This window comes from Pseudomonas sp. S37 (assembly GCF_016658545.1).
Lineage (GTDB): Bacteria > Pseudomonadota > Gammaproteobacteria > Pseudomonadales > Pseudomonadaceae > Aquipseudomonas.
The window spans coordinates 1-26,017 of the sequence record NZ_JACVZC010000097.1; the positions used below are offsets into that span (position 1 = coordinate 1).

Annotated in this window: 25 protein-coding genes; 14 read left to right on the plus strand and 11 right to left on the minus strand. The window is 63.0% G+C overall.

Annotation, left to right across the window (positions count from 1 at the left end; translation table 11 throughout):
* The first annotated feature begins 354 nt into the window (after positions 1–354).
* The gene (locus IAE39_RS22455) at positions 355–1,074 is read left to right on the plus strand and encodes a carbonic anhydrase (protein WP_201206648.1); all 720 of its coding nucleotides are present in this window, start codon (positions 355–357) and stop codon (positions 1,072–1,074) included.
* Between the two features lie 193 nt (positions 1,075–1,267).
* The gene (locus tag IAE39_RS22460) at positions 1,268–2,800 is read left to right on the plus strand and encodes a SulP family inorganic anion transporter (protein WP_201206650.1); all 1,533 of its coding nucleotides are present in this window, start codon (positions 1,268–1,270) and stop codon (positions 2,798–2,800) included.
* 126 nt (positions 2,801–2,926) lie between these two features.
* On the opposite strand, the gene IAE39_RS22465 is transcribed toward IAE39_RS22460, so the two are convergent.
* Positions 2,927–3,568: a hypothetical protein gene (locus IAE39_RS22465; protein ID WP_201206652.1), complete on the minus strand. Its 642-nt coding sequence runs from the start codon at positions 3,566–3,568 to the stop codon at positions 2,927–2,929.
* 369 nt (positions 3,569–3,937) lie between these two features.
* Here IAE39_RS22465 and coxB point away from each other — a divergent pair, with 369 nt between their 5' ends.
* The 4 genes from coxB to IAE39_RS22485 are packed head-to-tail and all read left to right on the plus strand — an operon-like array spanning position 3,938 to position 8,179.
* The gene (gene coxB, locus IAE39_RS22470) at positions 3,938–5,065 is read left to right on the plus strand and encodes a cytochrome c oxidase subunit II (protein WP_201206654.1); all 1,128 of its coding nucleotides are present in this window, start codon (positions 3,938–3,940) and stop codon (positions 5,063–5,065) included.
* Between the two features lie 43 nt (positions 5,066–5,108).
* Positions 5,109–6,698, plus strand: a complete 1,590-nt coding sequence (gene ctaD, locus IAE39_RS22475) for a cytochrome c oxidase subunit I (RefSeq protein WP_201206656.1) — start codon at positions 5,109–5,111, stop codon at positions 6,696–6,698.
* A gap of 10 nt (positions 6,699–6,708) precedes the next feature.
* The gene (locus IAE39_RS22480) at positions 6,709–7,275 is read left to right on the plus strand and encodes a cytochrome c oxidase assembly protein (protein WP_201206658.1); all 567 of its coding nucleotides are present in this window, start codon (positions 6,709–6,711) and stop codon (positions 7,273–7,275) included.
* Positions 7,276–7,291: 16 nt separating this feature from the next.
* Positions 7,292–8,179, plus strand: a complete 888-nt coding sequence (locus tag IAE39_RS22485; protein ID WP_201206660.1) for a cytochrome c oxidase subunit 3 — start codon at positions 7,292–7,294, stop codon at positions 8,177–8,179.
* A gap of 99 nt (positions 8,180–8,278) precedes the next feature.
* Here the strand turns inward: IAE39_RS22485 and IAE39_RS22490 are convergent, their stop codons facing one another.
* Complete coding sequence (locus IAE39_RS22490) at positions 8,279–8,482, minus strand: twin transmembrane helix small protein (protein ID WP_003258925.1); 204 nt, start codon at positions 8,480–8,482, stop codon at positions 8,279–8,281.
* Between the two features lie 51 nt (positions 8,483–8,533).
* On the opposite strand from IAE39_RS22490, the gene IAE39_RS22495 reads away from it, so the two are divergent.
* The 5 genes from IAE39_RS22495 to IAE39_RS22515 are packed head-to-tail and all read left to right on the plus strand — an operon-like array spanning position 8,534 to position 12,417.
* Positions 8,534–9,271, plus strand: coding sequence for an SURF1 family protein (locus tag IAE39_RS22495; protein WP_201206662.1), 738 nt, complete (start codon positions 8,534–8,536; stop codon positions 9,269–9,271).
* Positions 9,240–9,821, plus strand: a complete 582-nt coding sequence (locus IAE39_RS22500) for a hypothetical protein (protein WP_201206664.1) — start codon at positions 9,240–9,242, stop codon at positions 9,819–9,821. The genes IAE39_RS22495 and IAE39_RS22500 overlap by 32 nt, the downstream gene beginning before the upstream one ends.
* A 9-nt stretch (positions 9,822–9,830) precedes the next feature.
* Positions 9,831–10,910 (plus strand): COX15/CtaA family protein, encoded by a 1,080-nt coding sequence (locus IAE39_RS22505; RefSeq protein ID WP_201206667.1) that lies wholly within the window; start codon positions 9,831–9,833, stop codon positions 10,908–10,910.
* Positions 10,895–11,788 carry a heme o synthase gene (gene cyoE / locus IAE39_RS22510; protein ID WP_201206669.1) on the plus strand — a complete coding sequence of 298 codons (894 nt, stop codon included), beginning with the start codon at positions 10,895–10,897 and terminating at the stop codon, positions 11,786–11,788. Before IAE39_RS22505 ends, cyoE begins: the two co-directional genes overlap by 16 nt.
* On the plus strand, positions 11,785–12,417 hold the full coding sequence (locus IAE39_RS22515; RefSeq protein WP_201206671.1) for an SCO family protein: 633 nt from the start codon (positions 11,785–11,787) through the stop codon (positions 12,415–12,417). Before cyoE ends, IAE39_RS22515 begins: the two co-directional genes overlap by 4 nt.
* Positions 12,418–12,536: 119 nt before the next feature.
* On the opposite strand, the gene IAE39_RS22520 is transcribed toward IAE39_RS22515, so the two are convergent.
* From IAE39_RS22520 to IAE39_RS22530, 3 genes are all read right to left on the minus strand, one after another.
* On the minus strand, positions 12,537–13,307 hold the full coding sequence (locus IAE39_RS22520; protein ID WP_201206673.1) for a MetQ/NlpA family ABC transporter substrate-binding protein: 771 nt from the start codon (positions 13,305–13,307) through the stop codon (positions 12,537–12,539).
* Between the two features lie 64 nt (positions 13,308–13,371).
* Entirely contained in the window at positions 13,372–14,043 is a 672-nt protein-coding gene (locus IAE39_RS22525; protein WP_201206675.1) for a methionine ABC transporter permease, read from the minus strand.
* Positions 14,043–15,050: a methionine ABC transporter ATP-binding protein gene (locus IAE39_RS22530; protein ID WP_201206677.1), complete on the minus strand. Its 1,008-nt coding sequence runs from the start codon at positions 15,048–15,050 to the stop codon at positions 14,043–14,045. Before IAE39_RS22530 ends, IAE39_RS22525 begins: the two co-directional genes overlap by 1 nt.
* Positions 15,051–15,276: 226 nt before the next feature.
* On the opposite strand from IAE39_RS22530, the gene katE reads away from it, so the two are divergent.
* On the plus strand, positions 15,277–17,412 hold the full coding sequence (gene katE, locus IAE39_RS22535; protein ID WP_201206679.1) for a catalase HPII: 2,136 nt from the start codon (positions 15,277–15,279) through the stop codon (positions 17,410–17,412).
* A gap of 97 nt (positions 17,413–17,509) precedes the next feature.
* Here katE and IAE39_RS22540 read toward each other — a convergent pair whose 3' ends face one another.
* The 4 genes from IAE39_RS22540 to zur form a co-directional block, all read right to left on the minus strand.
* Positions 17,510–18,217: a PA5502 family lipoprotein gene (locus IAE39_RS22540; protein WP_201206680.1), complete on the minus strand. Its 708-nt coding sequence runs from the start codon at positions 18,215–18,217 to the stop codon at positions 17,510–17,512.
* 126 nt (positions 18,218–18,343) lie between these two features.
* Positions 18,344–19,126 carry a zinc ABC transporter permease subunit ZnuB gene (gene znuB, locus IAE39_RS22545; RefSeq protein WP_019099207.1) on the minus strand — a complete coding sequence of 261 codons (783 nt, stop codon included), beginning with the start codon at positions 19,124–19,126 and terminating at the stop codon, positions 18,344–18,346.
* Positions 19,119–19,892 carry a zinc ABC transporter ATP-binding protein ZnuC gene (gene znuC, locus IAE39_RS22550; protein WP_201206682.1) on the minus strand — a complete coding sequence of 258 codons (774 nt, stop codon included), beginning with the start codon at positions 19,890–19,892 and terminating at the stop codon, positions 19,119–19,121. The genes znuB and znuC overlap by 8 nt, the downstream gene beginning before the upstream one ends.
* Positions 19,889–20,374 (minus strand): zinc uptake transcriptional repressor Zur, encoded by a 486-nt coding sequence (gene zur, locus IAE39_RS22555; RefSeq protein ID WP_105947068.1) that lies wholly within the window; start codon positions 20,372–20,374, stop codon positions 19,889–19,891. Before zur ends, znuC begins: the two co-directional genes overlap by 4 nt.
* A gap of 18 nt (positions 20,375–20,392) precedes the next feature.
* Here zur and IAE39_RS22560 point away from each other — a divergent pair, with 18 nt between their 5' ends.
* Complete coding sequence (locus IAE39_RS22560; protein WP_201206684.1) at positions 20,393–21,349, plus strand: zinc ABC transporter substrate-binding protein; 957 nt, start codon at positions 20,393–20,395, stop codon at positions 21,347–21,349.
* Between the two features lie 112 nt (positions 21,350–21,461).
* Here the strand turns inward: IAE39_RS22560 and IAE39_RS22565 are convergent, their stop codons facing one another.
* Complete coding sequence (locus tag IAE39_RS22565; protein WP_201206686.1) at positions 21,462–22,412, minus strand: homoserine kinase; 951 nt, start codon at positions 22,410–22,412, stop codon at positions 21,462–21,464.
* A gap of 69 nt (positions 22,413–22,481) precedes the next feature.
* The gene (locus tag IAE39_RS22570) at positions 22,482–22,769 is read right to left on the minus strand and encodes a DUF2782 domain-containing protein (RefSeq protein ID WP_010951520.1); all 288 of its coding nucleotides are present in this window, start codon (positions 22,767–22,769) and stop codon (positions 22,482–22,484) included.
* Between the two features lie 75 nt (positions 22,770–22,844).
* On the opposite strand from IAE39_RS22570, the gene polA reads away from it, so the two are divergent.
* Positions 22,845–25,595 (plus strand): DNA polymerase I, encoded by a 2,751-nt coding sequence (gene polA, locus IAE39_RS22575; protein WP_201206688.1) that lies wholly within the window; start codon positions 22,845–22,847, stop codon positions 25,593–25,595.
* Positions 25,596–26,017: the final 422 nt, after the last annotated feature.

The following is a 26,017-nucleotide window of genomic DNA, read 5'->3' on the forward strand; positions in this document are numbered from 1 at the left end:
CCCCCCCCCCCCCCCCCCCCCCCCCCCCCCCCCCCCCCCCCCCCCCCCCAAAAAACCCCCGCTCCTACAAAGTCCGCGCTCTGCTCACAACCCCACTAATGGCAGCCAATAATTACGCTAATACATATTGGCAGCTGATGTTTTTTTGCTATTATCCAGATCCCGCCTTTTCCATCTGGAACACCCGTTCTAGAGCCTTCGAATTAAGTTTCAGTTAAGTTTTCCCCGCTAGCGTAGGAAATCAGTCCACACCGACTGTGATCTATGGCCCGTGCGTGTCATCTAAATCCCTGCATAGCCAGAATCTTTCACCGGTAAAATGGATTTACCTACACACCGTCAAGAGGATGAATCATGCCCGTCAAGGACCCATCCAAGGTCGTACCGCAGGTCCCCGCGGAAAGCGCCGATGCTGCTTTGAAGCACATCGTCGACGGCTTCCTGCGCTTTCACCATGATGTCTTCCCCGATCAGCAAGAGCTGTTCAAGAAGCTCGCCACTGCGCAAACCCCACGCGCCATGTTCATCACCTGTGCCGACTCGCGCATCGTGCCCGAGCTGATCACCCAAAGCTCGCCTGGCGACCTGTTCGTGACCCGTAACGTGGGTAACGTGGTACCGCCTTATGGCCAGATGAACGGCGGCGTTTCCAGCGCCATCGAGTACGCGGTGCTAGCGCTGAAAGTGCACCACATCATCATCTGCGGCCACTCCGACTGTGGCGCGATGCGTGCGGTGCTCAACCCGCATTCGCTGGACAAGATGCCAACCGTCGGTGCCTGGCTGCGCCACGCCGAGGTGGCCCGCACCGTGGTCGAGAACAACTGCTCGTGCGGCAGCGAACATGAAACGATGCAAGTGCTGACCAAGGAAAACGTCATCGCCCAGCTGCATCACTTGCGTACCCACCCTTCGGTGGCTTCGCGCCTGGCCGCTGGCGAGCTGTTCATCCATGGCTGGGTGTACGACATCGAGACCAGCAAGATCGAAGCCTACGACGCCGCCAGCGACAGCTTCATGCCTTTGGCTGCTGGCGAGCCAGTCCCCTGCGCCACTCCGAGAGGCCGCTACTAAGCGACCCGTCCGCCCGCTGAAACCTTGATAGCCGGCTGCACCCTGTAGGGGTGTGGCGCGGCCTTCTGCTGCCTTGAATTCCCTGACTGCCTTGCCGGCACGCCCGCTGGCGGCCCGCGCCTGCGCGCTTGTCAGGGACAAATGTGCCCACGGCCAGAGGAACGGCTGTGCGACTGGATAAAGGAGAAACACAGTGAACATTACACAGTTGAAAGCGGCCCTGCCGCGTGAGTTGCTGGCTTCGGTGGTGGTCTTCCTGGTGGCCCTGCCGTTGTGCATGGGCATTGCGATTGCTTCGGGCATGCCACCTGCAAAAGGCCTGGTTACCGGCATTATCGGCGGTGTTGTCGTCGGTTTCCTCGCCGGTTCGCCGCTGCAGGTCAGTGGCCCCGCCGCGGGCCTTGCGGTGTTGGTGTTCGAGTTGGTACGCCAGCACGGCATCGCCATGCTCGGGCCGATCCTGTTGCTGGCCGGTCTGCTGCAGTTGGTGGCCGGGCGGCTGCGCCTGGGCTGCTGGTTCCGGGTTACCGCACCGGCGGTGGTGTACGGCATGCTGGCGGGGATTGGTGTGCTGATCGTGCTGTCGCAGGTGCATGTGATGTTCGATACCGCGCCGCAGCCCTCGGGCCTGCAAAACCTGTTGGAATTCCCGGCAACCTTGAGCGCGGCCCTGCCGCAGGAGAACGCTGGCGCTGGCTGGATAGCCGGTGCGCTGGGCCTGGGGACCATTGCCATCATGTGGGGCTGGGAGCGCTTGCGGCCGCAGCGGTTACGGTTCGTGCCGGGTGCCCTGCTCGGGGTAACGAGTATGACCGCCGTGAGCATGTGGCTGACGTTGCCGGTGAACCGCGTGCAGGTGCCGGCAGACCTGTCCGAGGCCATTGATTGGCTTCGCCCGGGTGACCTGATGCAACTGGCCGACCCTGCCCTGCTGGTCGCCGCCTTTGCCCTGGCGTTCATCGCCAGCGCCGAAACCTTGCTGTCGGCCGCAGCGGTCGACCGCATGCACAGCGGCCAGCGTTCGGACTTCGACCGCGAGCTGTCGGCGCAGGGCATCGGCAACATGCTGTGCGGGATTCTCGGTGCCCTGCCAATGACCGGGGTGATCGTGCGCAGCTCGGCCAACGTCCAGGCCGGGGCGCAAACCCGGGCCTCGGCGATCTTCCATGGCTTGTGGTTGCTGGCCTTCGTGGTCGCGCTGAGCAGCGTGCTGCAGCAGATCCCGGTGGCGAGCCTGGCGGGGGTGCTGGTGTTTACAGGGGTCAAGCTGGTCGACTTCAAGGCGTTTCGCGGGCTGGGCCGCTATGGCCGCATGCCGATGTTCACCTACGCGGTGACGGCGCTGGCGATCATCTTCACCGACCTGTTGACGGGTGTACTGCTCGGCTTTGCCCTGACCTTGCTGAAGCTGGCGTTCAAGGCGGCGCGGCTGCGGATCAACCTGGTCAGCCTGGAGAAGGCTGGGCATATGGAGTTGAGGCTCAGTGGCGCGGCCACTTTCCTCAAGGTGCCGGCGCTGACCCAGGTGCTGGATGGGGTGCCAGCGGGGACCACGCTGCATGTGCCGCTGGGTAACCTGAGCTATATCGACCACTCGTGCCTTGAGCTGCTGGAGGATTGGGGGCGGAGCAATTCGGCGAATGGGTCGCGGTTGTTGATTGAACAGCGGCGGTTGAAGCGGCGGATCGAGGGGCGGTTGCGGACTACGGCGGGGGTTGGGGCCTAGAGCCGGAAGTTTTGTATCGTCTGAACTGGCCTATTCGCGGGTGAACCCGCTCCTACACAGATTTCGTATCGACATGAAACTTGTGTAGGAGCGGGTTTACCCGCGAATAGGCCGGAACAGGAGTAATCAGGCCGGTTGACCCAGCTCAACACCCAGCTGACGCGACAGGCAAGGCCAGCGCTTCCACGCCGCGCCGGTTTCCGGGCTGCTCAATTTCTCGCGATAAGCCTCTACCGACTCCACCGCAAAGCTCGCGTCATCGAGCATTTCGTCAACCGAGTGGTGCACCACTTCATCCAGCTGGTTTGCAAAGGGTTCGCCAATCAACTGGTGAGCGATCAGGTTGGCCACCGTGGTGTCGACCGGAATCAACGGCTGCTTGAAGTGGCGGATGTACAGGTCGTTCACTTCTTCCACCAGGCGATGCGCCAGGTAGGCTTCGTCCAGCAGGCAGTCCAGGCCCACATGCCCTTGCATCACCTCGGGTGGCTGCAGAAAGTACGCCTCGGCAATTTTCAGTACCGGTTTGATCTGCGATTCGATCCCGGCCTCGCGGGCAACCGCGTGGGCGGCCTCCAACAGTTCCGGAACCTGGTCGATGTAGGCGCTGACGAAGCGCGCCAAAGTACCCTGGGCGTCCTGCTCAGGCAGTTGGATCGAGGGGTGCAGGTGGGGCAGTTGCAGCTCGAGACGCGCTTTCAATTGGCCGGTCTGGCCTTCGTGTTGATGGGCTTGGCTTACCTGCTCGCGTACAGCAGCGATGTTCATGACAACTCCAGGGACATTACGTTTCAAACGGAAGACACTAAATTAGCTCGGTATACAGAATACCTAAGACGTATTTGTTATAAATCTCGCAAACGTGTGCGCTCTCAGGCATATCGAATGGCCATTATTTGGCCATACCCTATCAAGCACGCGCTTTTCAGGCCATTTGGTCATTTAGTGAAGTTCATTTCACAGGCTGCATTGCGTGCCATTGGTCGCTGTCTATACTCCCGTTGAACGTGATTCGTTGATGAGGCCCGACTGCTTTTAGCAGGGGCTCGGTCGTCGAAGCCAGGCAGTCTTGACCGCCGTTCCCTCTTGCCGCAGGCCACGCCTCCGGGACAACAAGAATTAGAAGGGGAACCCGCAATGATGCGACATCCACATGTCTGGATGGGCCTCCTGTTGTGGTCGGTTTTTGGTCAGGCCAATGCGGCCTGGACCGTGAACATGCACCCAGGGGCGACGGAAGTCTCCAACGCCGTCTTCGACCTGCACATGACCATCTTCTGGATCTGCGTGATCATCGGCATCGTGGTATTTGGTGCGATGTTCTGGTCCATGGTCGTCCACCGCCGCTCCACCGGCCAGCAGGCCGCGCATTTCCACGAGCATACCTGGGTGGAAATCCTCTGGACGGTGGTCCCCTTCCTGATCCTGGTGGTCATGGCCATCCCGGCCACCAAGACCCTGATCGACATCTACGACGCCAGCGAGTCGGACATCGACATCCAGGTCACCGGCTACCAGTGGAAGTGGCACTACAAATACCTGGGCCAGGACGTGGAGTTCTTCAGCAACCTGGCCACGCCCGCCGAGCAGATCCACAACAAGGCGCCCAAAGACGAGCATTACCTGCTGGAGGTCGACCAGCCGCTGGTGCTGCCGGTGGGCGCCAAGGTGCGCTTCCTGGTCACTGCCGCCGACGTGATCCACTCCTGGTGGGTGCCGGCGTTCGCGGTCAAGCGCGACGCCATCCCCGGCTTCGTCAACGAAGCCTGGACCCGTATCGAAAAGCCCGGCATCTACCGCGGTCAGTGCACCGAACTGTGTGGCAAGGACCACGGTTTCATGCCGGTGGTGGTCGAGGTGAAGTCCAAGGCCGACTACGACACCTGGCTTGGCGAGCGCAAGGCCGAGGCCGCCAAGCTCAAGGAGCTGACCAGCAAGGAATGGACCCTGGAAGAGTTGGTGGAGCGCGGCGACAAGGTTTACCACACCACCTGCGTGGCCTGTCACCAGGCCGAAGGCCAGGGCCTGCCGCCGATGTTCCCGGCGCTCAAGGGCTCGAAAATCGCCACCGGGCCGAAGGAAGGCCACCTGAGCATTGTCTTCCACGGCAAGCCGGGCACCGCCATGGCCGCCTTCGGCAAGCAGCTGTCGGAAGTCGACATCGCCGCCGTGGTCACCTACGAGCGCAACGCCTGGGGCAACAACAAGGGCGACATGGTCACGCCGAAGGACGTGCTGGCGCTGAAGCAGGCAGAAGCCAAGTGAACCGGGTTACTCGCGGCAATCAATGGATTGCAGGAGACAGGACATGAGTGCAGTGATCGACGACCACGCCCACGGCCATGACCATGCGCACGGCCCGGCCAAGGGCCTGATGCGCTGGGTGCTGACCACCAACCATAAAGACATCGGCACCATGTACCTGTGGTTCGCCTTCATGATGTTCCTGCTCGGTGGCTCGTTCGCCATGGTGATTCGCGCCGAGCTGTTCCAGCCTGGGCTGCAGATCGTCGAGCCGGCGTTCTTCAACCAGATGACCACCATGCATGGCCTGATCATGGTGTTCGGCGCCGTGATGCCGGCCTTTGTCGGCCTGGCCAACTGGATGATCCCGCTGATGATCGGCGCGCCGGACATGGCCCTGCCGCGCATGAACAACTTCAGCTTCTGGCTGCTGCCGGCGGCCTTCCTGCTGCTGGTCTCGACCCTGTTCAGCCCCGGCGGCGGGCCGAACTTCGGCTGGACCTTCTACGCCCCGCTGTCGACCACCTATGCGCCAGCCAGCGTCACCTTCTTCATTTTCGCCATCCACCTGATGGGCATCAGCTCGATCATGGGCGCGATCAACGTGATCGCCACCATCCTCAACCTGCGCGCCCCAGGCATGACCCTGATGAAAATGCCGTTGTTCGTCTGGACCTGGCTGATTACCGCGTTCCTGCTGATTGCCGTGATGCCGGTGCTGGCCGGCGTGGTGACCATGATGCTGATGGACATCCACTTCGGTACCAGTTTCTTCAGTGCCGCCGGTGGCGGCGACCCGGTGCTGTTCCAGCATGTGTTCTGGTTCTTCGGCCACCCCGAGGTGTACATCATGATCCTGCCCGCCTTCGGTGCGGTCAGCTCGATCATCCCGGCGTTCTCGCGCAAGCCACTGTTCGGCTACACCTCCATGGTGTACGCCACTGGCGCCATCGCCTTCCTGTCGTTCATTGTTTGGGCCCACCACATGTTCGTGGTCGGCATTCCGGTGGTCGGCGAGCTGTTCTTCATGTACGCCACCATGCTGATTGCCGTGCCCACCGGGGTGAAGGTGTTCAACTGGGTGAGCACCATGTGGGAAGGCTCGCTCACCTTCGAAACACCGATGCTGTTCGCCATCGCCTTCGTCATCCTGTTCACCATCGGCGGCTTCAGCGGGTTGATGCTGGCGATTGCCCCGGCGGACTTCCAGTACCACGACACCTACTTCGTGGTGGCGCACTTCCACTATGTGCTGGTGCCCGGGGCGATCTTCGGCATCTTCGCCTCGGCCTACTACTGGCTGCCGAAGTGGACCGGCCACATGTACGACGAAACCCTCGGCAAGCTGCACTTCTGGCTGTCGTTCATCGGCATGAACATGGCCTTCTTCCCCATGCACTTCGTGGGGCTGGCCGGCATGCCACGGCGTATCCCCGACTACAACCTGCAGTTCGCCGACTTCAACATGGTCTCGTCGATCGGCGCGTTCATGTTCGGTGCCACGCAGATCTTCTTCCTGTTCATCGTCATCAAGTGCATCCGCGGCGGCGATCCGGCTCCGGCCAAACCCTGGGATGGCGCTGAAGGCCTGGAGTGGTCGATCCCCTCGCCTGCGCCTTACCACACCTTCCAGACACCACCGGAAGTGAAGTAGGAGCGCTGCCATGAACGGCCTGTCGCTGAAACGCCTGGTAACGCGGCTGCTGATGCTGACGGTGGTGATGTTCGCCTTCGGCTTTGCGCTGGTGCCGATCTACGACGTGATGTGCAAGGCCTTCGGCATCAACGGCAAGACCGGCGGGCAGTACGAAGGCAGCCAGGTCAGCGACCCCTCGCGTTCGGTACGGGTGCAGTTCATGTCGACCAATGCCAGCGACATGGTCTGGGACTTCTACTCCACGGCTGACCAGCTCGAGGTCAACCCGGGGGCGGTGAACCAGATGATCTTCATCGCGCACAACCCGACCGACCGGCCGATGAGTGCGCAGGCGATACCCAGCATCACCCCGGCCGAGGCCGCGGCGTATTTCCACAAGACCGAGTGCTTCTGCTTTACCCAGCAGGTGCTGCAGCCCGGCGAACGCATCGAGATGCCGGTGCGCTTCATCGTCGACCGCGACCTGCCGGCCAGCGTGAAGCACCTGACACTGGCCTACACCTTGTTCGACATCACCGCTCGCCACCCGCCGGTCGCGCATGTTGCCGCCCAGGGCGTCCAGGGCGCCCGTTAAGGGAAGGAGAACAGCAATGGCAAGTCATGAGCACTACTATGTCCCGGCGCAGAGCAAGTGGCCGATCATCGCCACCATCGGCATGTTCATTACCGTGTTCGGCCTGGGCACCTGGTTCAACGACATGAAGGCCGGCCACCCGGATTCGCACGGGCCGCTGATCTTCTTCGTCGGTGCGTTGTTCCTGGCCTACATGCTGTTCGGCTGGTTCGGGGCGGTGGTCAAGGAAAGCCGCGCCGGCTTGTACAGCCCGCAGCTGGACCGCTCGTTCCGCTGGGGCATGAGCTGGTTCATCTTCTCCGAAGTGATGTTCTTCCTGGCTTTCTTCGGCGCGCTGTTCTACGTGCGTGTGCTGGCCGGGCCGTGGCTGGGGGGCGAAGGGGCCAAAGGCGTAGCGCACATGCTGTGGCCGACTTTCGAGTTCACCTGGCCGCTGCTGCATACGCCCGACCCGAAACTGTTTCCGCCGCCCAAGGAGGTGATCGACCCGTGGCACCTGCCGCTGATCAACACCATCCTGCTGGTCAGTTCCAGCGTGACCATCACCATTGCCCACCATGCCCTGCGCCGTGACCACCGTGGGCCACTGAAATTCTGGATGGCGCTGACCATTTTGCTGGGCATCTGCTTTATCGCTCTTCAGGCCTTCGAGTACCACGAGGCCTATACCAAGTTGGGGCTGACGCTGGGCTCGGGAATCTACGGGGCAACGTTCTTCATGCTTACCGGCTTCCACGGTGCGCACGTGACCCTGGGCACGATCATCCTGATCGTGATGTTCGTGCGCATCTTGCGCGGGCACTTCAACCCGGAGAAACACTTTGGTTTCGAGGCGGCCAGCTGGTACTGGCACTTCGTCGATGTGGTGTGGGTGGGGTTGTTCATCTTCGTATACGTGCTGTGAACAGAGAACCCTGTAGGAGCGGGTTTACCCGCGAATGCGCCGGCACATTCAACATCGCATTCGCGGGTAAACCCGCTCCTACAGGGTCAGCTGAAAACTTCAGAAAGGGGCATGAGATACCAGCTGACCACTGATGAAACCCCAGGCGACCAGGCCGATGGTCAGGGCCGCCAGGGTCACCCGCACTGTCAGCGCTTTCAGCAGGCGGGTCGAGTTTTCGTCGTCCTTGACCAGAAACACCAGGCCACTGAACAGGCTGGCAATGGTGGCCAACAGCATCAGGACAATCGCGGCCTTGAGCATGGCGCTACTCCGAGGGGATGCGGTGATGTGGATAAGTATAGCGAGGTGCCCGTGAGGCCATTTCGCCCAGGCTGGATACCGACCCTGGTGGTGCTTGCGCTGCTGCCGGGGCTGATCGCGCTTGGCTGCTGGCAACTCGGCCGTGCTGAGGAAAAGCGCGTGCTGCTGGCCAGTTACGCCGAGCGGCGCATCGAAGCGCCATTGGCCACGGCCCAGTTGACCAGCAACGAAGACAACGCCTTCCGCCGCGTGCACCTGTACGGCCGCTTCGACGCCGAGCACAGCCTGTTGCTGGACAACCGCATGCGCGACGGTCAGGCCGGTGTCGAGTTGCTGCAACCGTTCCATGACCAGGCCAGCGGCCAGTGGTTGCTGGTCAATCGCGGCTGGTTACCTTGGCCTGACCGTCGCGTGCCGGTGCACTTCGACACCCCTGCCCAAGCCTTGGCCCTCGACGCCTCGGTGTATGTCGCACCTGGCAGCACCTTCCAGCTGCACCCCGACCCCACCGGCGGCCAGTGGCCGCACCTGCTGACCGTAATCGATGCTGCGCAGCTTTGGCCGCAGCTCGGCCGTGAAGGTTATGCCCACGAATTGCGCCTGGAGCCCGGCCCGGCGACTTACCGCCTGGATTGGCCGGTCGTGGCCATGGGCCCGGAAAAACACTTGGGCTACGCCGTGCAGTGGTTTGCCCTGGCGACCGCCCTGGTTCTGCTTTACCTCTATTTCGGCTGGCACCAAAACAAGGAGAAACGCCATGGCCACCGCCACTCCCCTGGAAGTGCCTGAACGTAGCAAACCCAGAGCCCGCGGGCGTTTACAGCTGTTGCTGATCCTGTTGGTGGTGCTTGGGCCGATGATCCTGGCCACCAGCATGTACAAGCTCAACTTCTGGGTGCCGGATGGCCGCAGTTACCACGGCGCCATGATCGGCAACGGCGAAAGCCGTGCCGATATCGGCGTGGCCGGTCAGGACCAGCGCTGGCAGTTGCTGGTCAGCGCGCCTGCGGCTTGCACCGAAGACTGCCAGCGCCTGGTGTACCTGGCCCGGCAGATCCAGGTCGGCCTGGGTCGCGATGCCAGCCGCGCCAGCCATGCGCTGGCTGCCGCCCAGCCGCTGAGCGACGACTTCCAGGCGCTGCTCGGCCGCGAATACCCGCAGTTGCAACGCTACCCGCTGGATGCGCAGCGTTATCTGCAGCAAGTCGGCGAGGCCGGCCCGCAACTGTGGATCGTCGACCCGCACGGCAACCTGGTGCTGCGCTACGACGGCAAGGTCAACGGCAAGCATGTACTGGATGACCTGCGTCACCTGCTCAAGCTGTCCAACATCGGCTAGGAGCCTGCCATGGCCAGACCCGGATTCCGCCTTGCTGTGTTCGCCACCCTGCTGGCACTGCTGGTTGTCCTGCTCGGTGCCTACACCCGCCTGACCCATGCCGGCCTTGGCTGCCCCGACTGGCCAGGTTGCTACGGTTTCATCAGCGTGCCCAAGAGCGACGCGCAGCTGGCCCATGCCGAGCTGCACTTCCCCGAGCACCCGGTGGAGGCAGCCAAAGGCTGGGCCGAGATGGTCCACCGCTATTTCGCCGGCACCCTGGCCGTGGTGATCGCCCTGCTCGCCTGGCAGGCCGTGCGCCGGCATGCGCGCGATGGCCAGCCGTATCGCCTGCCGGTGCTGCTGCTGGGCGTGGTACTGGCCCAGGCGGCGTTCGGCATGTGGACAGTCACCCTGAAGCTGTGGCCGCAGGTGGTCACCGCGCACTTGCTCGGCGGGTTCACGACCCTGAGCTTGCTGTTCCTGTTGTCCCTGCGTCTATCCCGGGCCTTTGCCCCCTTGCCCAAACTGCCATTGAGCCTGCGCCGCATCGCTGCGCTGGCCTTGCTGGTGGTGATCGGCCAGATCGCCCTGGGCGGCTGGGTCAGCGCCAACTATGCGGCGGTTGCCTGTATCGACCTGCCCACCTGCCATGGCCAATGGTGGCCTGCAGCGGACTTCAGCAACGGCTTCCACCTGACCCAGCACGTCGGCCCCAATTACCTGGGCGGGCAACTGGACAGTGATGCGCGCACGGCCATCCACATCAGCCATCGCCTGGGGGCGCTATTGGTGACCTGCGTGCTGCTGATGCTCAGCTGGAAGCTGCACCGCTGTGGCCTGCCCGGCCTGGCGCGGCTGGTACTGCTGGCGCTGGCCCTGCAAGTGGGCCTGGGCATCAGCAATGTCGTGTTCCACCTGCCGTTGGCTGTAGCGGTGGCGCACAACGCGGGTGGCGCGCTGTTGCTGCTGAGCATGGTCCTGGTGAACTACCGCATTCGCGTGGTCGACAAGGTGCGCGTGGGTGTCGGCCATGGCTGGCGCCTGCGGCCGGTGACCGGCGTCGGCATTTCCCATCACATGAGGAACGATTCGTGGCGACGCTTCTGAGTGCACGGCGGGCCAGTTGGCGCGATTATCTGGAGCTGACCAAACCCAAGGTAGTGGTGTTGATGCTGATCACCTCGCTGGCGGGCATGTTCCTCGCCACCCGCGCGGGTGTGGGCTGGAGCGTCCTGCTGTTCGGCAACCTGGGTATCGGCCTGTGCGCCGGCAGCGCGGCGGTGGTCAACCATGTGGTGGACCGGCGCATCGATGCACTGATGGCGCGCACCCATAAACGGCCATTGGCCCAGGGCCGGGTCGAACCGCTGCCGGCGTTGCTGTTCGCCCTGGCCCTGGCGCTGCTGGGCATGGCCCTGCTGCTGGTGTTCACCAACGCCCTTACCGCCTGGCTGACCCTGGCCTCGTTGCTCGGCTATGCGGTGCTCTACACCGGCTTTCTAAAGCGCGCGACGCCACAGAACATCGTTATCGGTGGCCTGGCCGGCGCGGCCCCGCCCCTGCTCGGCTGGGTGGCGGTCAGCGGCCATGTCAGTGCCGAGCCACTGTTGCTGGTGCTGATCATCTTCGCCTGGACCCCACCGCACTTCTGGGCCTTGGCCATTCACCGCAAGGAGGAGTACGCCAAGGCCGACATCCCGATGCTGCCGGTGACGCACGGCGAGCGTTACACCAAGCTGCATATCCTGTTGTACACCCTGATTTTGCTGGCGGTGAGCCTGCTGCCGTATGCCATCCACATGAGCGGGCCGCTGTACCTGGCCTGTGCCCTGGCCTTGGGCCTGCGCTTCCTGCAATGGGCCTGGGTGTTGTACCGTGGCAGCCGGCCGCACGCGGCGATCGGCACCTTCAAGTACTCTATTGGCTACCTGTTCGCGCTGTTCATCGCGTTGCTCCTCGACCACTACCTGTTGCTGAACCTATGACCCGAACCCAGAAAACCGTCTTCATTCTCGTTGCCCTGGTCGCGTTGATCCTGGGCCTGACCGTCAACAAGGTGCTCAATGGCCGCGACCAGCCCAACCCCACGGAGCTGATCGACGCCGGCATCATCCTGCTGCCGCAAAGCCGCACTGTGGCCGATGTGACCATGACCAACCAGGACGGCCAGCCAGTTGAGCTGGATGACCTGAAGGGCAAATGGTCGCTGCTGTTCTTTGGCTACACCTACTGCCCGGACATCTGCCCGACCACCTTGGCCCAGCTGCGCCAGGTGAAGAGCGAGCTGCCCAAGGAAGCCGTCGACCGGCTGCAGGTGGTTTTGGTGAGCGTGGACCCGAACCGCGACACGCCGAACCAGCTGAAGCAGTACCTGGGCTATTTCGACAAGGATTTTGTCGGGGTGGCGGGGTCGATCGAGGATACCCAGAAGCTGGCGAATGCCTTGAGCATTCCGTTCATTCCGGCGGATACCAGCAAGCCGGGTTATACCGTGGACCACAGCGGCAACCTGGCGGTTGTGGGGCCGGATGGGCGTCAGCGTGGGTTTATTCGGGCGCCGTTCAACAACCAGAAGCTGGTGGCGCAGTTGCCAGGGCTGGTGAAGCGGGATTGAGTGGGCCCCAAAAGCTTCGCGGGTAAACCCGCTCCCACAGGAATATCATCAGCGTCAGGCCCTGTGATTTCCCTGTGGGAGCGGGTTTACCCGCGAAGAATCCAGCGCGATTGTTCGGCTTAGAACGCCGGAACCACAGCGCCCTTGTACTTCTCGTTGATGAACTGCTTCACCTCAGGCGAGTGCAGTGCAGCTGCCAGCTTCTTCATGTCTTCCGAGTCCTTGTTGTCCGGGCGGGCAACCAGGATATTCACGTAAGGCGAGTCGCTGCCTTCGATGGCCAGGGCGTCTTTCTCTGGGTTCAGCTTGGCTTCCAGCGCGTAGTTGGTGTTGATCAGGGCGGCATCGACCTGGGTCAGCACACGCGGGATGGTGGCGGCTTCCAGCTCGCGGAACTTCACGTTTTTCGGGTTCTCGGCAACATCCTTCACGGTCGACAGGATGTTCTTGTTGTCCTTCAGCTTGATCACGCCGGCCTTGTCCAGCAGCAGCAGGGCGCGGCCGCCGTTGGTGGCATCATTCGGGATGACCACGGTGGCGCCGGAAGACAGCTCGTCCAGCTTCTTGATCTTGGTCGAGTACACGCCCAGCGGCTCGATGTGCACGCCGGCCACGCTCACCAGGTTGGTGCCCTTGGCCTTGTTGAACTCATCCAGGTATGGCTGGTGCTGGAAGAAGTTGGCGTCCAGGCGCTTTTCTGCAACCTGCACGTTCGGCTGGATGTAGTCGGTGAATTCCTTGACCTTCAGCTCCACGCCCTCTTTTGCCAACTGCGGTTTGACGAAGTTGAGGATCTCGGCGTGCGGCACCGGGGTAGCGGCGACAGTCAGGGATTCGGCGTGGGCCGAGAAGGCCGCGACAGCGGCGACAACAGCAAGCAGCTTCTTCATTGATCACTCCTTGTGAGGGCCGCGACGGCCCCCGAACGGGTCGGCCGGGCCGACCCCATTGGGGTTACTTACGGGAAAAATGCACGACCAGTTTGTCGCCCACACTCTGCAGCACTTGCACCAGTACCAGCAGCAGGACCACGGTCACCACCATTACATCGGTCTGGAAACGCTGGTAGCCGAAGCGGATAGCCAGGTCGCCCAGGCCGCCGGCGCCAACCACACCGGCCATGGCGGTGTACGACACCAGGGTGATGGCGGTTACGGTAATGGCTGCGAAGATGCCCGGGCGGGCTTCCGGCAGCAGGGCGCTGGTGATGATCTGGCGGGTGGTGGCGCCCATCGACTGGGTGGCCTCGATGATGCCGCGGTCCACCTCGCGCAGGGCGGTTTCCACCAGGCGCGCGAAGAACGGCGTAGCACCCACCACCAGTGGCGGAATGGCACCGGCGACGCCCAGCGAGGTGCCGGTGATGAGTACGGTGAACGGGATCATCACGATCAGCAGGATGATGAACGGCAGCGAGCGCAGGATGTTGACGATAAGCGACAGCAGCGCATACACGCCCTTCTGCTCGAACATCTGCTTCGGCCCGCACAGGAACAGCAGCACGCCCAGCGGCAGGCCCAGCAGCACAGTGAAGAACAGCGAGCCGAACAGCATGATCATGGTGTCGATGGTGGCCAGCCAGATTTCGGCCCAGTCGACGTTGGCGAAGAAATTCAGGGCGTCCATCAACGCAGTACCTCCATATGTACATCAGCTGCCTTGAAGCGGGCGAACGCCGCTTCCATGTCACCGCCAATCAGGGCGAGGGTGAGCTGGCCATAGGGGACATCCTTGATACGGTCGATACGCCCGGCGAGGATGCTGTAGTCCACACCGGTTTCACGGGCCACGGTGCCCAGCAGCGGTGCGTAGGTGGCGTCGCCCTGGAAGGTCAGGCGCACGATACGGCCCGGTACGTGGGCGAAGTCGTCGCGCTGCTCACCTTCGTCAACCTGCTCGTCTTCCTGGACAAAGCGCTTGGTGGTGGCGTGCTGTGGGTGCAGGAACACGTCGGCCACCGAGCCTTGCTCGACGATCTGGCCGGCGTCCATCACTGCCACGCGGTCGCAGACCCGGCGGATCACGTCCATCTCGTGGGTGATCAGCACGATGGTCAGCTTCAGTTCACGGTTGATCTCGGCCAGCAGTTGCAGGACCGAGGCCGTGGTTTGCGGGTCGAGGGCGCTGGTGGCCTCGTCACACAGCAGGATCTTCGGGTTGGTGGACAAGGCGCGAGCGATGCCGACCCGCTGCTTTTGGCCGCCGGACAACTGCGCCGGGTACTTTTTGGCATGGTCCGACAGGCCGACGCGGGCCAGCAGCTCGGTCACGCGCTTGTCGATTTCGCTGCGCGACAGCTCGCCGGCCAGGGTCAGTGGCAGGGCAACGTTGTCGGCGACGGTTTTGGAGGCCAGCAGGTTGAAGTGCTGGAAGATCATGCCGACCTGTTGGCGGAAGCCGCGCAACTGGTTGGCGTTGAACGCGGTGACGTCTTCGCCGTCGACGATGATCTTGCCGCCGGAAGGCTCTTCCAGCCGGTTGATCAGGCGCAGCATGGTGCTTTTGCCGGCGCCGGAATGGCCGATCAGGCCGAACACCTGGCCATCTTCGATGGTCAGGCTGGTCGGATTCAGTGCGGGGATTTCCCTACCGGCAACGCGGTAGGTTTTATGTACCTGTTGGAACTCGATCACGTAGCGAACCTTGTGGGGCGCATGGAATTTGGGTCAGCGGTTAGCTGGGGTCGCGCATTTTAGCCTTTTCCCATAGCTGTTCTTAGCATTTATTTCGTAATGCACCAATCCTTCGGGCATATCGCGACAACCGGTAATCCTGATTGAACGCTCGGCAAAGCCTTCCAGTCACTACTTGCACAAGCCCGAAACGGGCACGCCTGAAGACTGACGAGGAGAGCCGACCATGCCCAGCAAGAACACGGACGCGCCGAAGCACAGTGAAGCCGCCGGCACCCAGACCCCGGACCGGGCCAACACCAACGCCAAGCTGCAGAGCCTTGAAGCGTTCCGCAGCGATGCCACCGGCCAGGCGCTGCGCACCAACCAAGGGGTGAAGGTGGCCGACAACCAGAACAGCCTCAAGGCCGGTGCGCGTGGGCCGTCGCTGCTTGAAGACTTCATCATGCGCGAGAAGATCACCCACTTCGACCATGAGCGCATCCCTGAGCGGATCGTGCATGCCCGCGGTACTGGGGCGCACGGTTACTTCCAGAGCTACGGCTGCCATGCCGAGCTGACCAAGGCCGGTTTCCTGCAGGACCCGGAGAAGATCACCCCAGTGTTCGTGCGCTTTTCCACGGTCCAGGGGCCGCGAGGCTCAGGCGATACGGTGCGCGATGTACGCGGCTTTGCCGTCAAGTTCTACACCGATGAAGGCAATTTCGATCTGGTTGGCAACAACATGCCGGTGTTCTTCATCCAGGATGCCATCAAGTTCCCCGACTTTGTGCATGCGGTAAAGCCTGAACCTCACAACGAGATGCCCACGGGCGGCTCAGCGCATGACACGTTCTGGGACTTTGTTTCGCTGGTGCCGGAGTCAGCGCACATGGTGATCTGGGCCATGTCCGACCGCGCCATCCCACGCAGCCTGCGGATGATGGAAGGCTTTGGCGTGCACACCTTCCGCCTGATCAACGCCGAGGGCGTGGCCAGCTTCGTCAAGTTCCACTGGAAGCCGCGCCAGGGCGTGCACTCGGTGCTGTGGGACGAAGCGCAGAAGCTGGCCGGCAAGGACACCGACTACCACCGGCGCGACCTGTGGGATGCCATCGAGACCGGTGACTACCCGGAATGGGAGCTGGGCGTGCAGATCGTGCCCGAGGCCGACGAGCACAAGTATGACTTCGACCTGCTCGACCCGACCAAGCTGATTCCCGAAGAGCTGGTGCCGGTCACCTTGCTGGGCAAGATGGTGCTCAACCGCAACCCCGACAACTTCTTTGCCGAAACCGAACAGGTCGCGTTCTGCCCGGGGCACATTGTGCCGGGCATCGACTTCACCAATGACCCGCTGCTGCAGGGCCGGCTGTTCTCTTATACCGATACGCAGATCAGCCGCCTGGGTGGGCCGAACTTCCATGAAATCCCGATCAACCGGCCGGTAGCGCCCAACCACAGCAGCCAGCGCGATGCCATGCACCGCATGACCATCGACAAGGGCCGGGCTTCGTACGAGCCCAATTCCATCGATGGCGGCTGGCCGAAAGAAACGCCACCTGCGGCGCAGGACGGCGGCTTCGAGAGCTATCAGGAGCGCATCGATGCGCACAAGATCCGCCAGCGCAGCGAGTCGTTTGGTGATCACTTTTCGCAGGCTCGGCTGTTCTTCCAGAGCATGAGCCCGACCGAGCAGCAGCACATCATCAAGGCCTATAGCTTCGAGTTGGGCAAGGTGGAGCGGGAAAGCATCCGCCAGCGGGAGGTGAACGAGATCCTCGCCAACATCGACCTGAAGCTGGCCGCCGCTGTGGCAGCGAACCTGGGGCTGCCTGCGCCCAAGCAGGGAACGGTCAAGGTGAAGGGCAGCAAACCCGCGCAATCCAAGGCGTTGAGCCAGATGAACCACCCCGGTGACGTGGGTATCAAAGGGCGCAAGATCGCCCTGCTGGTAGCCGATGGCGTGGATGCCGCGAGCGTGGACCGGCTGGTGAAGGCGCTGGAGGCGCACAGCGCCCGGCCGATGCTGTTGGGTCCGACCTCGGCGCCGGTGAAGGCGGCCGATGGCAAACAGCTGCCGGTGGATGCGTCGATGGAGGGGATGCCATCGATCATGTTCGACGGGATTGTGGTGCCTGCGGGCAAGGCTTCAACCGATGCCCTGGCGGCTAGCGGGTTGGCCAAGCACTTCTTGCTGGAGGGCTACAAGCACCTGAAGGCGCTGGTGTTGACCAAGGACTTGATCAAAGCGCTGGGGCTCAAGGAGGACAAGGGGTTGTTGCTTGGGGATGAACAGAAGGTGGTGGATGCCTTTGTCAAAGCGGTAGAGGGGCACCGGGTTTGGGAGCGGGAGGCGGCTGCGGAATCTGTTCCTGCCTGATACAGCCCCTTCGCGGGTGAACCCGCTCCCACAGATACAGCACCGGCCTCGAAACCTGTGAATATCCCTGTGGGAGCGGGTTTACCCGCGAAGCTTTTTACTGCTGATGCGGTACCAAAACCACCTGGGCCGGCAGCGAACGCTGAATCTCATGCTTCTGCTTCAGCTCAAACCTGCTGTCAATCTTGCGCACGCGCTTCTCCAGCAAGGTCTTCAGCCACGGCGCATCGTCAGTGCGCGGCACCTGGAACACCACTTCACAGTCGTAGCTCACCACATCGGCAGCAATTTCATCCAGCTGGCGGCGCATGGCGCGGCTGTCGGTGGTCTTCAACGCCACCACGGTGCTTGGCGCGGTCGGGTCGATGATGCGTGCCCTGGGCTTGGCTTCGGCGGCCTTCAACGCAGCCTCGGCCTTCTCCAGCTCCGCCTTGCGGGCCTGGGAAAGAGGATCGCCACCCGTCACTGCCGGGGCCTGCGGCATCAGTGCCCGGGCACGGGCCAGGGCGGTAGCGGCCGCGTTTACATCACCCTTCTGCAACACGATCTGGCTACGTTGCAGGTAAGCTTCGGCCAACTGGCGCTGGTATTGCTCCAGGCGCGCATCATCCGGCGACTGGGCCTGCAGGGCAGCCAGCTGGTCTTCGGCGGTGGCCAGTTCGTTACTGGCGATGTTCTGCTGCAACTGCTGCCAGGCATCGGCTTGGGCAGGTGCGGAGGCCTGCTCGACCGGCGCACTGGAGCAGGCAGCCAGGAACAGGGAAAACGCGGCAACAAGCAGATAACGGGAGGCAAACGGCTTCATTCCTGCGACTCTCTATTTGCGCAAAAAGCGAGCAAGTCTACACCCAGGTGCGCACGCTCGAAAACAGGTCTTACAGACCCTTTACCGGGCAAAAGGTTGCAAGGCGTGCCTGCGCACGCCCTGTTTTCAGCGCTTTGGCAGGGCCAGGCTCAGCAAGAATAGCACCGCTGCACAGACCACGATCGACGGCCCGGCGGGGGTGTCCTTGAACCAGGACATGGCCAGGCCACCGCAAACGGCAGTCACGCCCAGCAGGCTGGCGCCCAGAGCCATTTGCTCGGGCGAGCGGGCGTGACGCTGCGCCGCAGCGGCGGGGATGATCAACAGCGAGGTGATCAGCAACACGCCGACGATCTTCATGGCGACGGCAATCACCACGGCAATCAGCAGCATCAGCGCCATGCGCAGGCCAGCCACGGGCAGGCCCTCTACCATCGCCAGCTCTTCATGCACGGTAACCGCCAGCAGTGGCCGCCAGAGCACGGCCAGCAGCAGCAGGACCAGCGCACTGCCACCGAGGATCCAGGCCAGGTCGGTGGTGCTGATGGCCAGCAGGTCGCCGAACAGGTAGGCCATCAGGTCGATGCGCACGTCGTGCATGAAGCTCAGCACCACCAGGCCCAGCGACAAGGTACTGGGGGCGAGGATGCCGAGCAGGGTGTCAGAGGCCAGCGGCTGGCGTTGTTGCAAGGTCACCAGCAGGATCGCCAGCAACAGGCAGCCGACGGTTACCGCCAGGGCCGGGCTTACATCCAGTACGAAGCCCATAGCCACGCCCAGCAGTGCGGCGTGGGACAGGGTGTCGCCGAAATACGCCATGCGCCGCCACACCACGAAAGAGCCAAGCGGGCCCGCAACCACTGCCAGGGAAAGGCCCGCAAGCAAGGCGTAGAGAAGAAAATCAGCCATGCTTGCAGTGCTCTCCGTGAACATGGGTGCCAGGGGCGACCACCGAGCCGTGCAGGTCGTGGCTGTGGTCGTGGTGGTGGTGGTAGACGGCCAGGCTTGGGGCGTTCTGGCCGAACAGCTCGACGAAGGCCGGGTCGTTGCTGACGTGCTCCGGGTGGCCAGAGCAGCATACATGGCGGTTCAGGCACACCACCTGGTCAGTGGCGCTCATCACCAGGTGCAGGTCGTGGGACACCATCAGCACGCCGCAGCCGTGGCGGTCGCGCAGGCGGGTGATGAGGTTGTACAACTCGGTCTGGCCGACCACGTCCACGCCTTGAACCGGCTCGTCGAGCACCAGCAGCTGGGGCTCGCGCAGCAGGGCGCGGGCCAGCAGCACACGCTGCATTTCACCACCGGAAATGGTCTGGATCGGGCTGTCGATAACCTGTTCGGCGCCCACTTCCTGCAGCGCCGACAAGGCTGCCGCGCGGTCTACCCCGGGCACCAGGCGCAGGAAGCGCAGCACCGACAGTGGCAGCGTGGCATCAACCTGGATTTTTTGCGGCATGTAGCCGATGCGTAGCTTCGGCTTGCGCCAGACCTTGCCCCGGTGCGGTTTGAGCAGCCCGAGTACGGCGCGCACCAAGGTGGTTTTACCTGCGCCGTTGGGGCCGATCAGTGTGACGATCTGGCGGGGAGCAACTGATAGGTCGATGCTGTCGAGCACTGCCTCGCCGCCATAGGTGACGCCGACCTGCTCAAGGCGGATCAGGGTGTCGCTCATGCCGCGCTCCGGCAGTTGCCGCACAGGCCGACCACTTCCACGGTCTGAGTCTCGACGGTGAAGCCTACGCCCTTGGCGCTGTTGATGATGGCCTCGCTGATGCTGCTCTGTTCCAGCTCGATGGCTACGTGGCATTCGCGGCAGATCAGGAACTGGCCCTGGTGCACGTGCTCGGGGTGGCTGCAGCCGATGAAGGCGTTGAGCGAGGCGATGCGGTGTACCAGGCCGTTTTCCAGCAGGAAGTCCAGCGCGCGGTACACCGTGGGTGGTGCAGCGCGGCGGCCGTCCTGCTCGCTGAGCACGGCGAGGATGTCGTAGGCGCCCAGCGGCTTGTGGCTTTGCCACACCAGCTCCAGCACACGGCGGCGCAGCGCGGTCAGGCGCAGGCCCTGGCGGGTGCACAAGGCGTCGGCTTCAGCCAGTGCGCTGTGGACGCAATGGGAGTGATCGTGAGGACGGTTGGCCAGCGGCGTGATGGACATGGGCAGCGACGGTTCTGGATGGAGACGTTATTATGTTACCTGTTTCTCACGACCCGAGTATTCACCGTGTCCCGATTTCTAGCCCTTTTTGTCGCTTTCATCGCATGCTCGGCCCAGGCTGATGTGCGTGTGCTGACCAGTATCAAACCGCTGCAGCAGATTGCCGCTGCCGTGCAGGAGGGTGTCGGCAGCCCTGAGGTATTGCTGCCGCCAGGTGCTTCGCCGCACCACTATGCCCTGCGTCCGTCCGACGTACGGCGGGTGGGCGATGCCGACCTGCTGTACTGGATCGGCCCGGACATGGAGAACTTCCTGCCCCGCGTACTGGGCAGCCGCAGCAAGCCGACGGTGGCGGTGCAGTCGCTGCCGGGCATGAAGCTGCGGCATTTTGGCGAGGATAGCCATTCTCATGAGGAAGCGGACCACGATGAACATGACCACGACCACCGTCCAGGTAGCCTGGATGCGCACTTGTGGCTATCGTCGGTCAACGCACGGGTAATCGCGGGGAAAATGGCTGCTGACCTGGCCCAGGCCGACCCGGCCAACGCGGCGCGCTACCAGAGCAACCTGAAGGCCTTTTTAGGCCGTATGGATGCGCTGGACGGGCGGATCAAAGCGCGGGTGGCGGGTATTGCCGACAAGCCGTACTTCGTGTTCCACGAGGCGTTCGACTACTTCGAGGCGGAGTATGGCCTGAAGCATACCGGCGTGTTCAGCGTGGCGTCCGAGGTGCAGCCGGGGGCGCAGCATGTGGCGGCCATGCGCAAGCGCCTGCAGGAAGTGGGCAAGACCTGTGTGTTCAGCGAGCCGCCACTGCGCCCGCGCCTGGCCGAGACCCTGACTGCAGGGTTGCCGGTGCGCCTGGCCGAGTTGGATGCACTGGGTGGTACTGACCCGGTGGATGGCAAGGGCTATGAGCGCTTGCTGGAGAAGCTGGGTGGCGACCTGGCTGGGTGCCTGGAGCAGCTCTAAGCCTGTTCCGGCCTCTTCGCGGGTAAACCCGCTCCCACAGAGACAGCGCTAGTCTCAAGCCTATCGCCGTACCTGTGGGAGCGGGTTCACCCGCGAAGAAGCGGACGCGGTATCAGAGAGCGAACGGCAGGTGCAAGGCCACCTGCTGGCGCTGCGCCAGGCGCACTTCGAACTCGCTTGGGTCATGGATCATCACATCCATCCCGGCAAACGATTCCGCCGCAATCAGGCGCGACAGCCAGAAGCGCACACAGCCTACCCGCAACATCTCAGGCCACAGCTCGGCCTCGGCTGCAGTGAACGGCCGCAGCGCCGCATAGGCTGCCAGCAGCGCCTGGGCGCGCGGCATGTCGATTGCCCCATGCTCATCCAGGCACCAGTCGTTCACGGTGATGGCGATGTCATACAGCATTGGCCCTGAGCAGGCGTTGTAGAAATCGATCACACCGGTCAGGTGGGTGCCTTCGAACATCACGTTGTCGCGGAACAGGTCGGCATGCAGGTTGGCCCGGGGCAACGCCAGGATCTGCGCCTTGTGTGCGCCGATTTCGTCCAGCGCCGGCTGCAGCAGCGCGGCTTGTTCGGCAGTCAGGCGTGGCAGTAGCTCGGCACCCGAGGCCAGCATCCAGTCCAGGCCACGGTCGGTGCGGCGCTCGATGATGTGCTCGCGGGTGGCCAGGTGAATGTGCGCCAGCAGCTCGCCGACCTGGGCGCAGTGCTGGGCGTTGGGGGCCTTGATGTGCTTGCCCGACAGCCGTGGCTGCAGCAGCGCCGGCTTGCCGCACAGTTCGCGCAGGCCGTGGCCGTCGCGGTCGCGAATGGCATACGGCACCGGCATGTCGGCTGCGTGCAGGGTGTCGAGCAGCTCGATGAAGAACGGCATGTCCTCGGCGGGCCCACGCTCGATCAGCGTCAGGACGAACTCCCCCTGTTCGAGGCTGACGAAGAAATTGCTGTTCTCGGTGCCGGCGGCAATGCCCTGGAAGTCGAGCAGACGGCCCAGCGCGTACGGCGCCAGAAAGGTTTCCAGCTCAGGCCGGGTCACGGGGGTGAAGACTGACATGATGAAAAATTGCCCATACGGGCACTTCCGCCGGGAAGTGCCGGGTTGATGTGAACGGTGCGCGTCAGATTACCACTCGAAGATCTTCCAGGACGGAATCAGCATGTCCGGCTGGTCGGATCGAATGAAATTGGCATCGGTGCCATCGGCGCGTACCAGGAAATAAGGCTTACCGTTTTTCGGTGTGATCTTGATCGCATACAGGAAGCCGTTCTGCCGGTATTCCTGGATGGTCTTGTCGCCTTCCGTGCGAATGGTCACCTCGGGATCGGCCGAGGGGGCATCGTCCGCCGCCAGGGTGACGACAGGCATGGTTGCCAACAGGCCGAGCAGTAACAGGCGATTGAGTGTACGCATGATAACCTAGTCCCTTTGTCGTCAATGATTCTGGCTATTCTAGCGCCGGACCCGTCGAAAAGGTTGATTCTGCTCATGAGCCAAGCGCCCCTCGTCCTGGTGGACGGTTCCTCCTACCTGTACCGCGCCTTCCACGCGCTGCCGCCGCTGACCACGTCCAAAGGCATGCCGACCGGTGCGGTGAAGGGTGTGCTGAACATGCTCAAGAGCCTGCGCAAGCAATACCCCGACAGCCTGTTCGCGGTGGTGTTCGACGCCAAGGGCGGCACCTTCCGTGACGCCATGTTCGCCGAATACAAGGCCAACCGCCCCAGCATGCCCGACGACCTGCGGGTGCAGGTCGAGCCGCTGCATGCCAGCGTCAAGGCGCTGGGCTACCCGCTGCTGTGCGTAGAAGGGGTCGAGGCCGATGACGTGATCGGCACCCTGGCGCGCAACAGTGCCACCCAGGGCCGCCCGGTGATCATCTCGACCGGTGACAAGGACATGGCGCAACTGGTGGACGGCCACGTGACCCTGGTCAACACCATGACCGGCAGCGTGATGGACGTTGCCGGCGTGCACGAAAAGTTTGGCGTCGGTCCGGAACACATCATCGACTTCCTCGCCCTGATGGGTGACAAGGTCGACAACATCCCCGGTGTGCCGGGCGTTGGTGAAAAGACCGCAGTCGGCCTGCTGACCGGTATCGGCGGCGGCCTCAGCGACCTGTACGCCAACCTCGACAAGGTGCCGACCCTGGCTATCCGCGGCGCCAAGACCCTGCCGGCCAAGCTGGAGGAGCACCGCGATTCGGCGTTCCTGTCCTACGAACTGGCTACCATCAAGTGCGACGTGCCGCTGGACGTCGAAGTCGAAGCACTGGTGTGCGGTGAGCCGGACCGTGAGGCGTTGCTGGCGCTGTACACCGAAATGGAGTTCAAGAGCTGGGTCGCCGAGGTGCAGCGCGAGGCGAGCAAGGCGGGCGATGTGGTTGCCCCGGTGGCTGACGAGCCGGCAGCCAAGGTCGAACCGAAATACGAAACCATCCTCGACCAGGCCCGCTTCGACGCCTGGCTGGAAAAGCTGCGCCAGGCGCCGCTGTTCGCCTTCGACACCGAGACCACCGGCCTGGACGCCCAACAGGCGCAGCTGGTCGGCCTGTCGTTCGCCGTCGAGCCGCATGAAGCCGCCTACGTGCCCCTGGACCACGACTACGAAGGTGCTCCGGCACAGCTGGACCGCGCGGCCGTGCTGCTGGCACTGAAACCGCTGCTGGAAGACCCAACCAAGGCCAAGGTCGGGCAGAACGCCAAGTACGACATCAACATCCTCGCCAATGCCTCGCCGGCCATTGAAATGCGTGGCGTGGCCTACGACACCATGCTCGAGTCGTATGTGCTCAACTCCACCGCCACCCGTCACGACATGGACAGCCTGGCGCAGAAGTACCTCGACCACAGCACCATCGCCTTCGAGGACATCGCCGGCAAAGGTGCCAAGCAGCTGACTTTCAACCAGATCAACCTGGACAAGGCCGGCCCCTACGCCGCCGAAGACGCCGATATCACCCTGCGCCTGCACCATGCGCTACAGGCCCGCCTGGCACAGACGCCAAGCCTGCAGCCGGTGCTGATGGACATCGAGATGCCGCTGGTGCCGGTGCTGGCCAAGATCGAGCGCCAGGGCGCGCTGGTCGATGCCGCGTTGCTGCATGTACAAAGCGGTGAGCTGGGCGTGAAGATGGCCGAGCTGGAGCAGCGTGCCTACGAGCTGGCCGGTGAAGAATTCAACCTCGGCTCGCCCAAGCAGCTGGGCGCGATCCTTTACGACAAGCTGGGCATGCCGGTGCTGAGCAAGACCGCCAAAGGCCAACCCTCTACGGCCGAAGCCGTGCTCGATGAGCTGGCCGAGCAAGGCTACCCGCTGCCTGAAGTACTGATGCAGTACCGCAGCCTGAGCAAGCTCAAGAGCACCTACACCGACAAGCTGCCGGGGCAGATCAACCCGCGCACCGGGCGTATTCACACCTCGTACCAGCAGGCGGTGGCGGCTACCGGCCGGCTGTCGTCGAGCGACCCGAACCTGCAGAACATTCCGATCCGTACCGCCGAAGGCCGACGGATTCGCCAAGCGTTCGTTGCCAGCCCCGGCTACAAGCTGCTGGCCGCGGACTACTCGCAGATCGAGCTGCGCATCATGGCCCACCTGGCCAAGGACGAAGGCTTGCTGCACGCCTTCCGCAACGACCTCGATGTGCACCGCGCCACGGCTGCGGAAGTGTTCGGGGTGGCGCTGGAAGACGTCACTACCGACCAGCGTCGCAAAGCCAAGGCGATCAACTTCGGCCTGATCTACGGCATGAGCGCATTTGGCCTGGCCAAGCAGATCGGTGTCGACCGCAAGCAGTCGCAGGACTACATCGACCGTTACTTCGCCCGCTACCCCGGCGTGCTGGCCTACATGGAGCGCACACGTGCCCAAGCCGCGGAACAAGGTTTCGTCGAAACCCTGTTCGGCCGCCGCCTGTACCTGCCAGACATCAACGCCAAGAACCCGGCCCTGCGCAAAGGCGCCGAGCGCACGGCAATCAACGCACCGATGCAGGGCACTGCGGCCGACATCATCAAGCGTGCCATGGTCAATGTGGATAACTGGCTGAGCGAGAGCGGGCTGGATGCCCGGGTGATCCTGCAGGTACACGACGAATTGGTGCTTGAGGTGCGTGAGGACCTGGTTCAACAGGTGAAAGATGAAATTCGCCAGCACATGAGCCAGGCCGCGCAGCTGGATGTGCCGCTGCTGGTGGAAGCAGGAATTGGTGCGAATTGGGACGAAGCTCACTGATTGAGCCGGGAAAGCTGTGTAGGATCTGCGACGTGGTGACGCGGATCCTGGCACCGTTAGTGCCATGGGTGCTGAGGCTTCATGAAACTATCGCAAATAGTTTTCAGGGCTTCGGAACTAAACCGGTGAAGTGGAACTCAGAGTAACTGAATGGCTGGTGAAGCCCTTCGATGCTCCTATGTTGTGTTAAGTGTTGGCAGATATCTGGACCCCGCCCTAGCGGTCCGGACTTGGACCCCGAACTTCCCCCTCCCCATACGAAGTCCGGGGTTTTTTTTGCCCGGAATTCCTTGGCGACGCGTTGCCTGTGTAGGAGCGGCCTTGTGTCGCGATGGGCTGCGCAGCAGCCCCAGGATCTCGGAGCCAGCACAAATTGCCGGGGCTGCTGCGCAGCCCATCGCGACACAAGGCCGCGGCTACCG

Bases quoted from the DNA above. Each gene is read 5' to 3' on its own strand.
- IAE39_RS22455 (WP_201206648.1), top strand. From the start codon at position 355: ATGCCCGTCAAGGACCCATCCAAGGTCGTACCGCAGGTCCCCGCGGAA.
- IAE39_RS22465 (WP_201206652.1), bottom strand. From the start codon at position 3,568: ATGAACATCGCTGCTGTACGCGAGCAGGTAAGCCAAGCCCATCAACAC.
- coxB (WP_201206654.1), top strand. From the start codon at position 3,938: ATGATGCGACATCCACATGTCTGGATGGGCCTCCTGTTGTGGTCGGTT.
- ctaD (WP_201206656.1), top strand. From the start codon at position 5,109: ATGAGTGCAGTGATCGACGACCACGCCCACGGCCATGACCATGCGCAC.
- IAE39_RS22480 (WP_201206658.1), top strand. From the start codon at position 6,709: ATGAACGGCCTGTCGCTGAAACGCCTGGTAACGCGGCTGCTGATGCTG.
- IAE39_RS22485 (WP_201206660.1), top strand. From the start codon at position 7,292: ATGGCAAGTCATGAGCACTACTATGTCCCGGCGCAGAGCAAGTGGCCG.
- IAE39_RS22490 (WP_003258925.1), bottom strand. From the start codon at position 8,482: ATGCTCAAGGCCGCGATTGTCCTGATGCTGTTGGCCACCATTGCCAGC.
- IAE39_RS22500 (WP_201206664.1), top strand. From the start codon at position 9,240: ATGGCCACCGCCACTCCCCTGGAAGTGCCTGAACGTAGCAAACCCAGA.
- IAE39_RS22505 (WP_201206667.1), top strand. From the start codon at position 9,831: ATGGCCAGACCCGGATTCCGCCTTGCTGTGTTCGCCACCCTGCTGGCA.
- IAE39_RS22515 (WP_201206671.1), top strand. From the start codon at position 11,785: ATGACCCGAACCCAGAAAACCGTCTTCATTCTCGTTGCCCTGGTCGCG.
- IAE39_RS22520 (WP_201206673.1), bottom strand. From the start codon at position 13,307: ATGAAGAAGCTGCTTGCTGTTGTCGCCGCTGTCGCGGCCTTCTCGGCC.
- IAE39_RS22525 (WP_201206675.1), bottom strand. From the start codon at position 14,043: ATGGACGCCCTGAATTTCTTCGCCAACGTCGACTGGGCCGAAATCTGG.
- katE (WP_201206679.1), top strand. From the start codon at position 15,277: ATGCCCAGCAAGAACACGGACGCGCCGAAGCACAGTGAAGCCGCCGGC.
- IAE39_RS22540 (WP_201206680.1), bottom strand. From the start codon at position 18,217: ATGAAGCCGTTTGCCTCCCGTTATCTGCTTGTTGCCGCGTTTTCCCTG.
- znuB (WP_019099207.1), bottom strand. From the start codon at position 19,126: ATGGCTGATTTTCTTCTCTACGCCTTGCTTGCGGGCCTTTCCCTGGCA.
- znuC (WP_201206682.1), bottom strand. From the start codon at position 19,892: ATGAGCGACACCCTGATCCGCCTTGAGCAGGTCGGCGTCACCTATGGC.
- zur (WP_105947068.1), bottom strand. From the start codon at position 20,374: ATGTCCATCACGCCGCTGGCCAACCGTCCTCACGATCACTCCCATTGC.
- IAE39_RS22560 (WP_201206684.1), top strand. From the start codon at position 20,393: ATGGAGACGTTATTATGTTACCTGTTTCTCACGACCCGAGTATTCACC.
- IAE39_RS22565 (WP_201206686.1), bottom strand. From the start codon at position 22,412: ATGTCAGTCTTCACCCCCGTGACCCGGCCTGAGCTGGAAACCTTTCTG.
- IAE39_RS22570 (WP_010951520.1), bottom strand. From the start codon at position 22,769: ATGCGTACACTCAATCGCCTGTTACTGCTCGGCCTGTTGGCAACCATG.
- polA (WP_201206688.1), top strand. From the start codon at position 22,845: ATGAGCCAAGCGCCCCTCGTCCTGGTGGACGGTTCCTCCTACCTGTAC.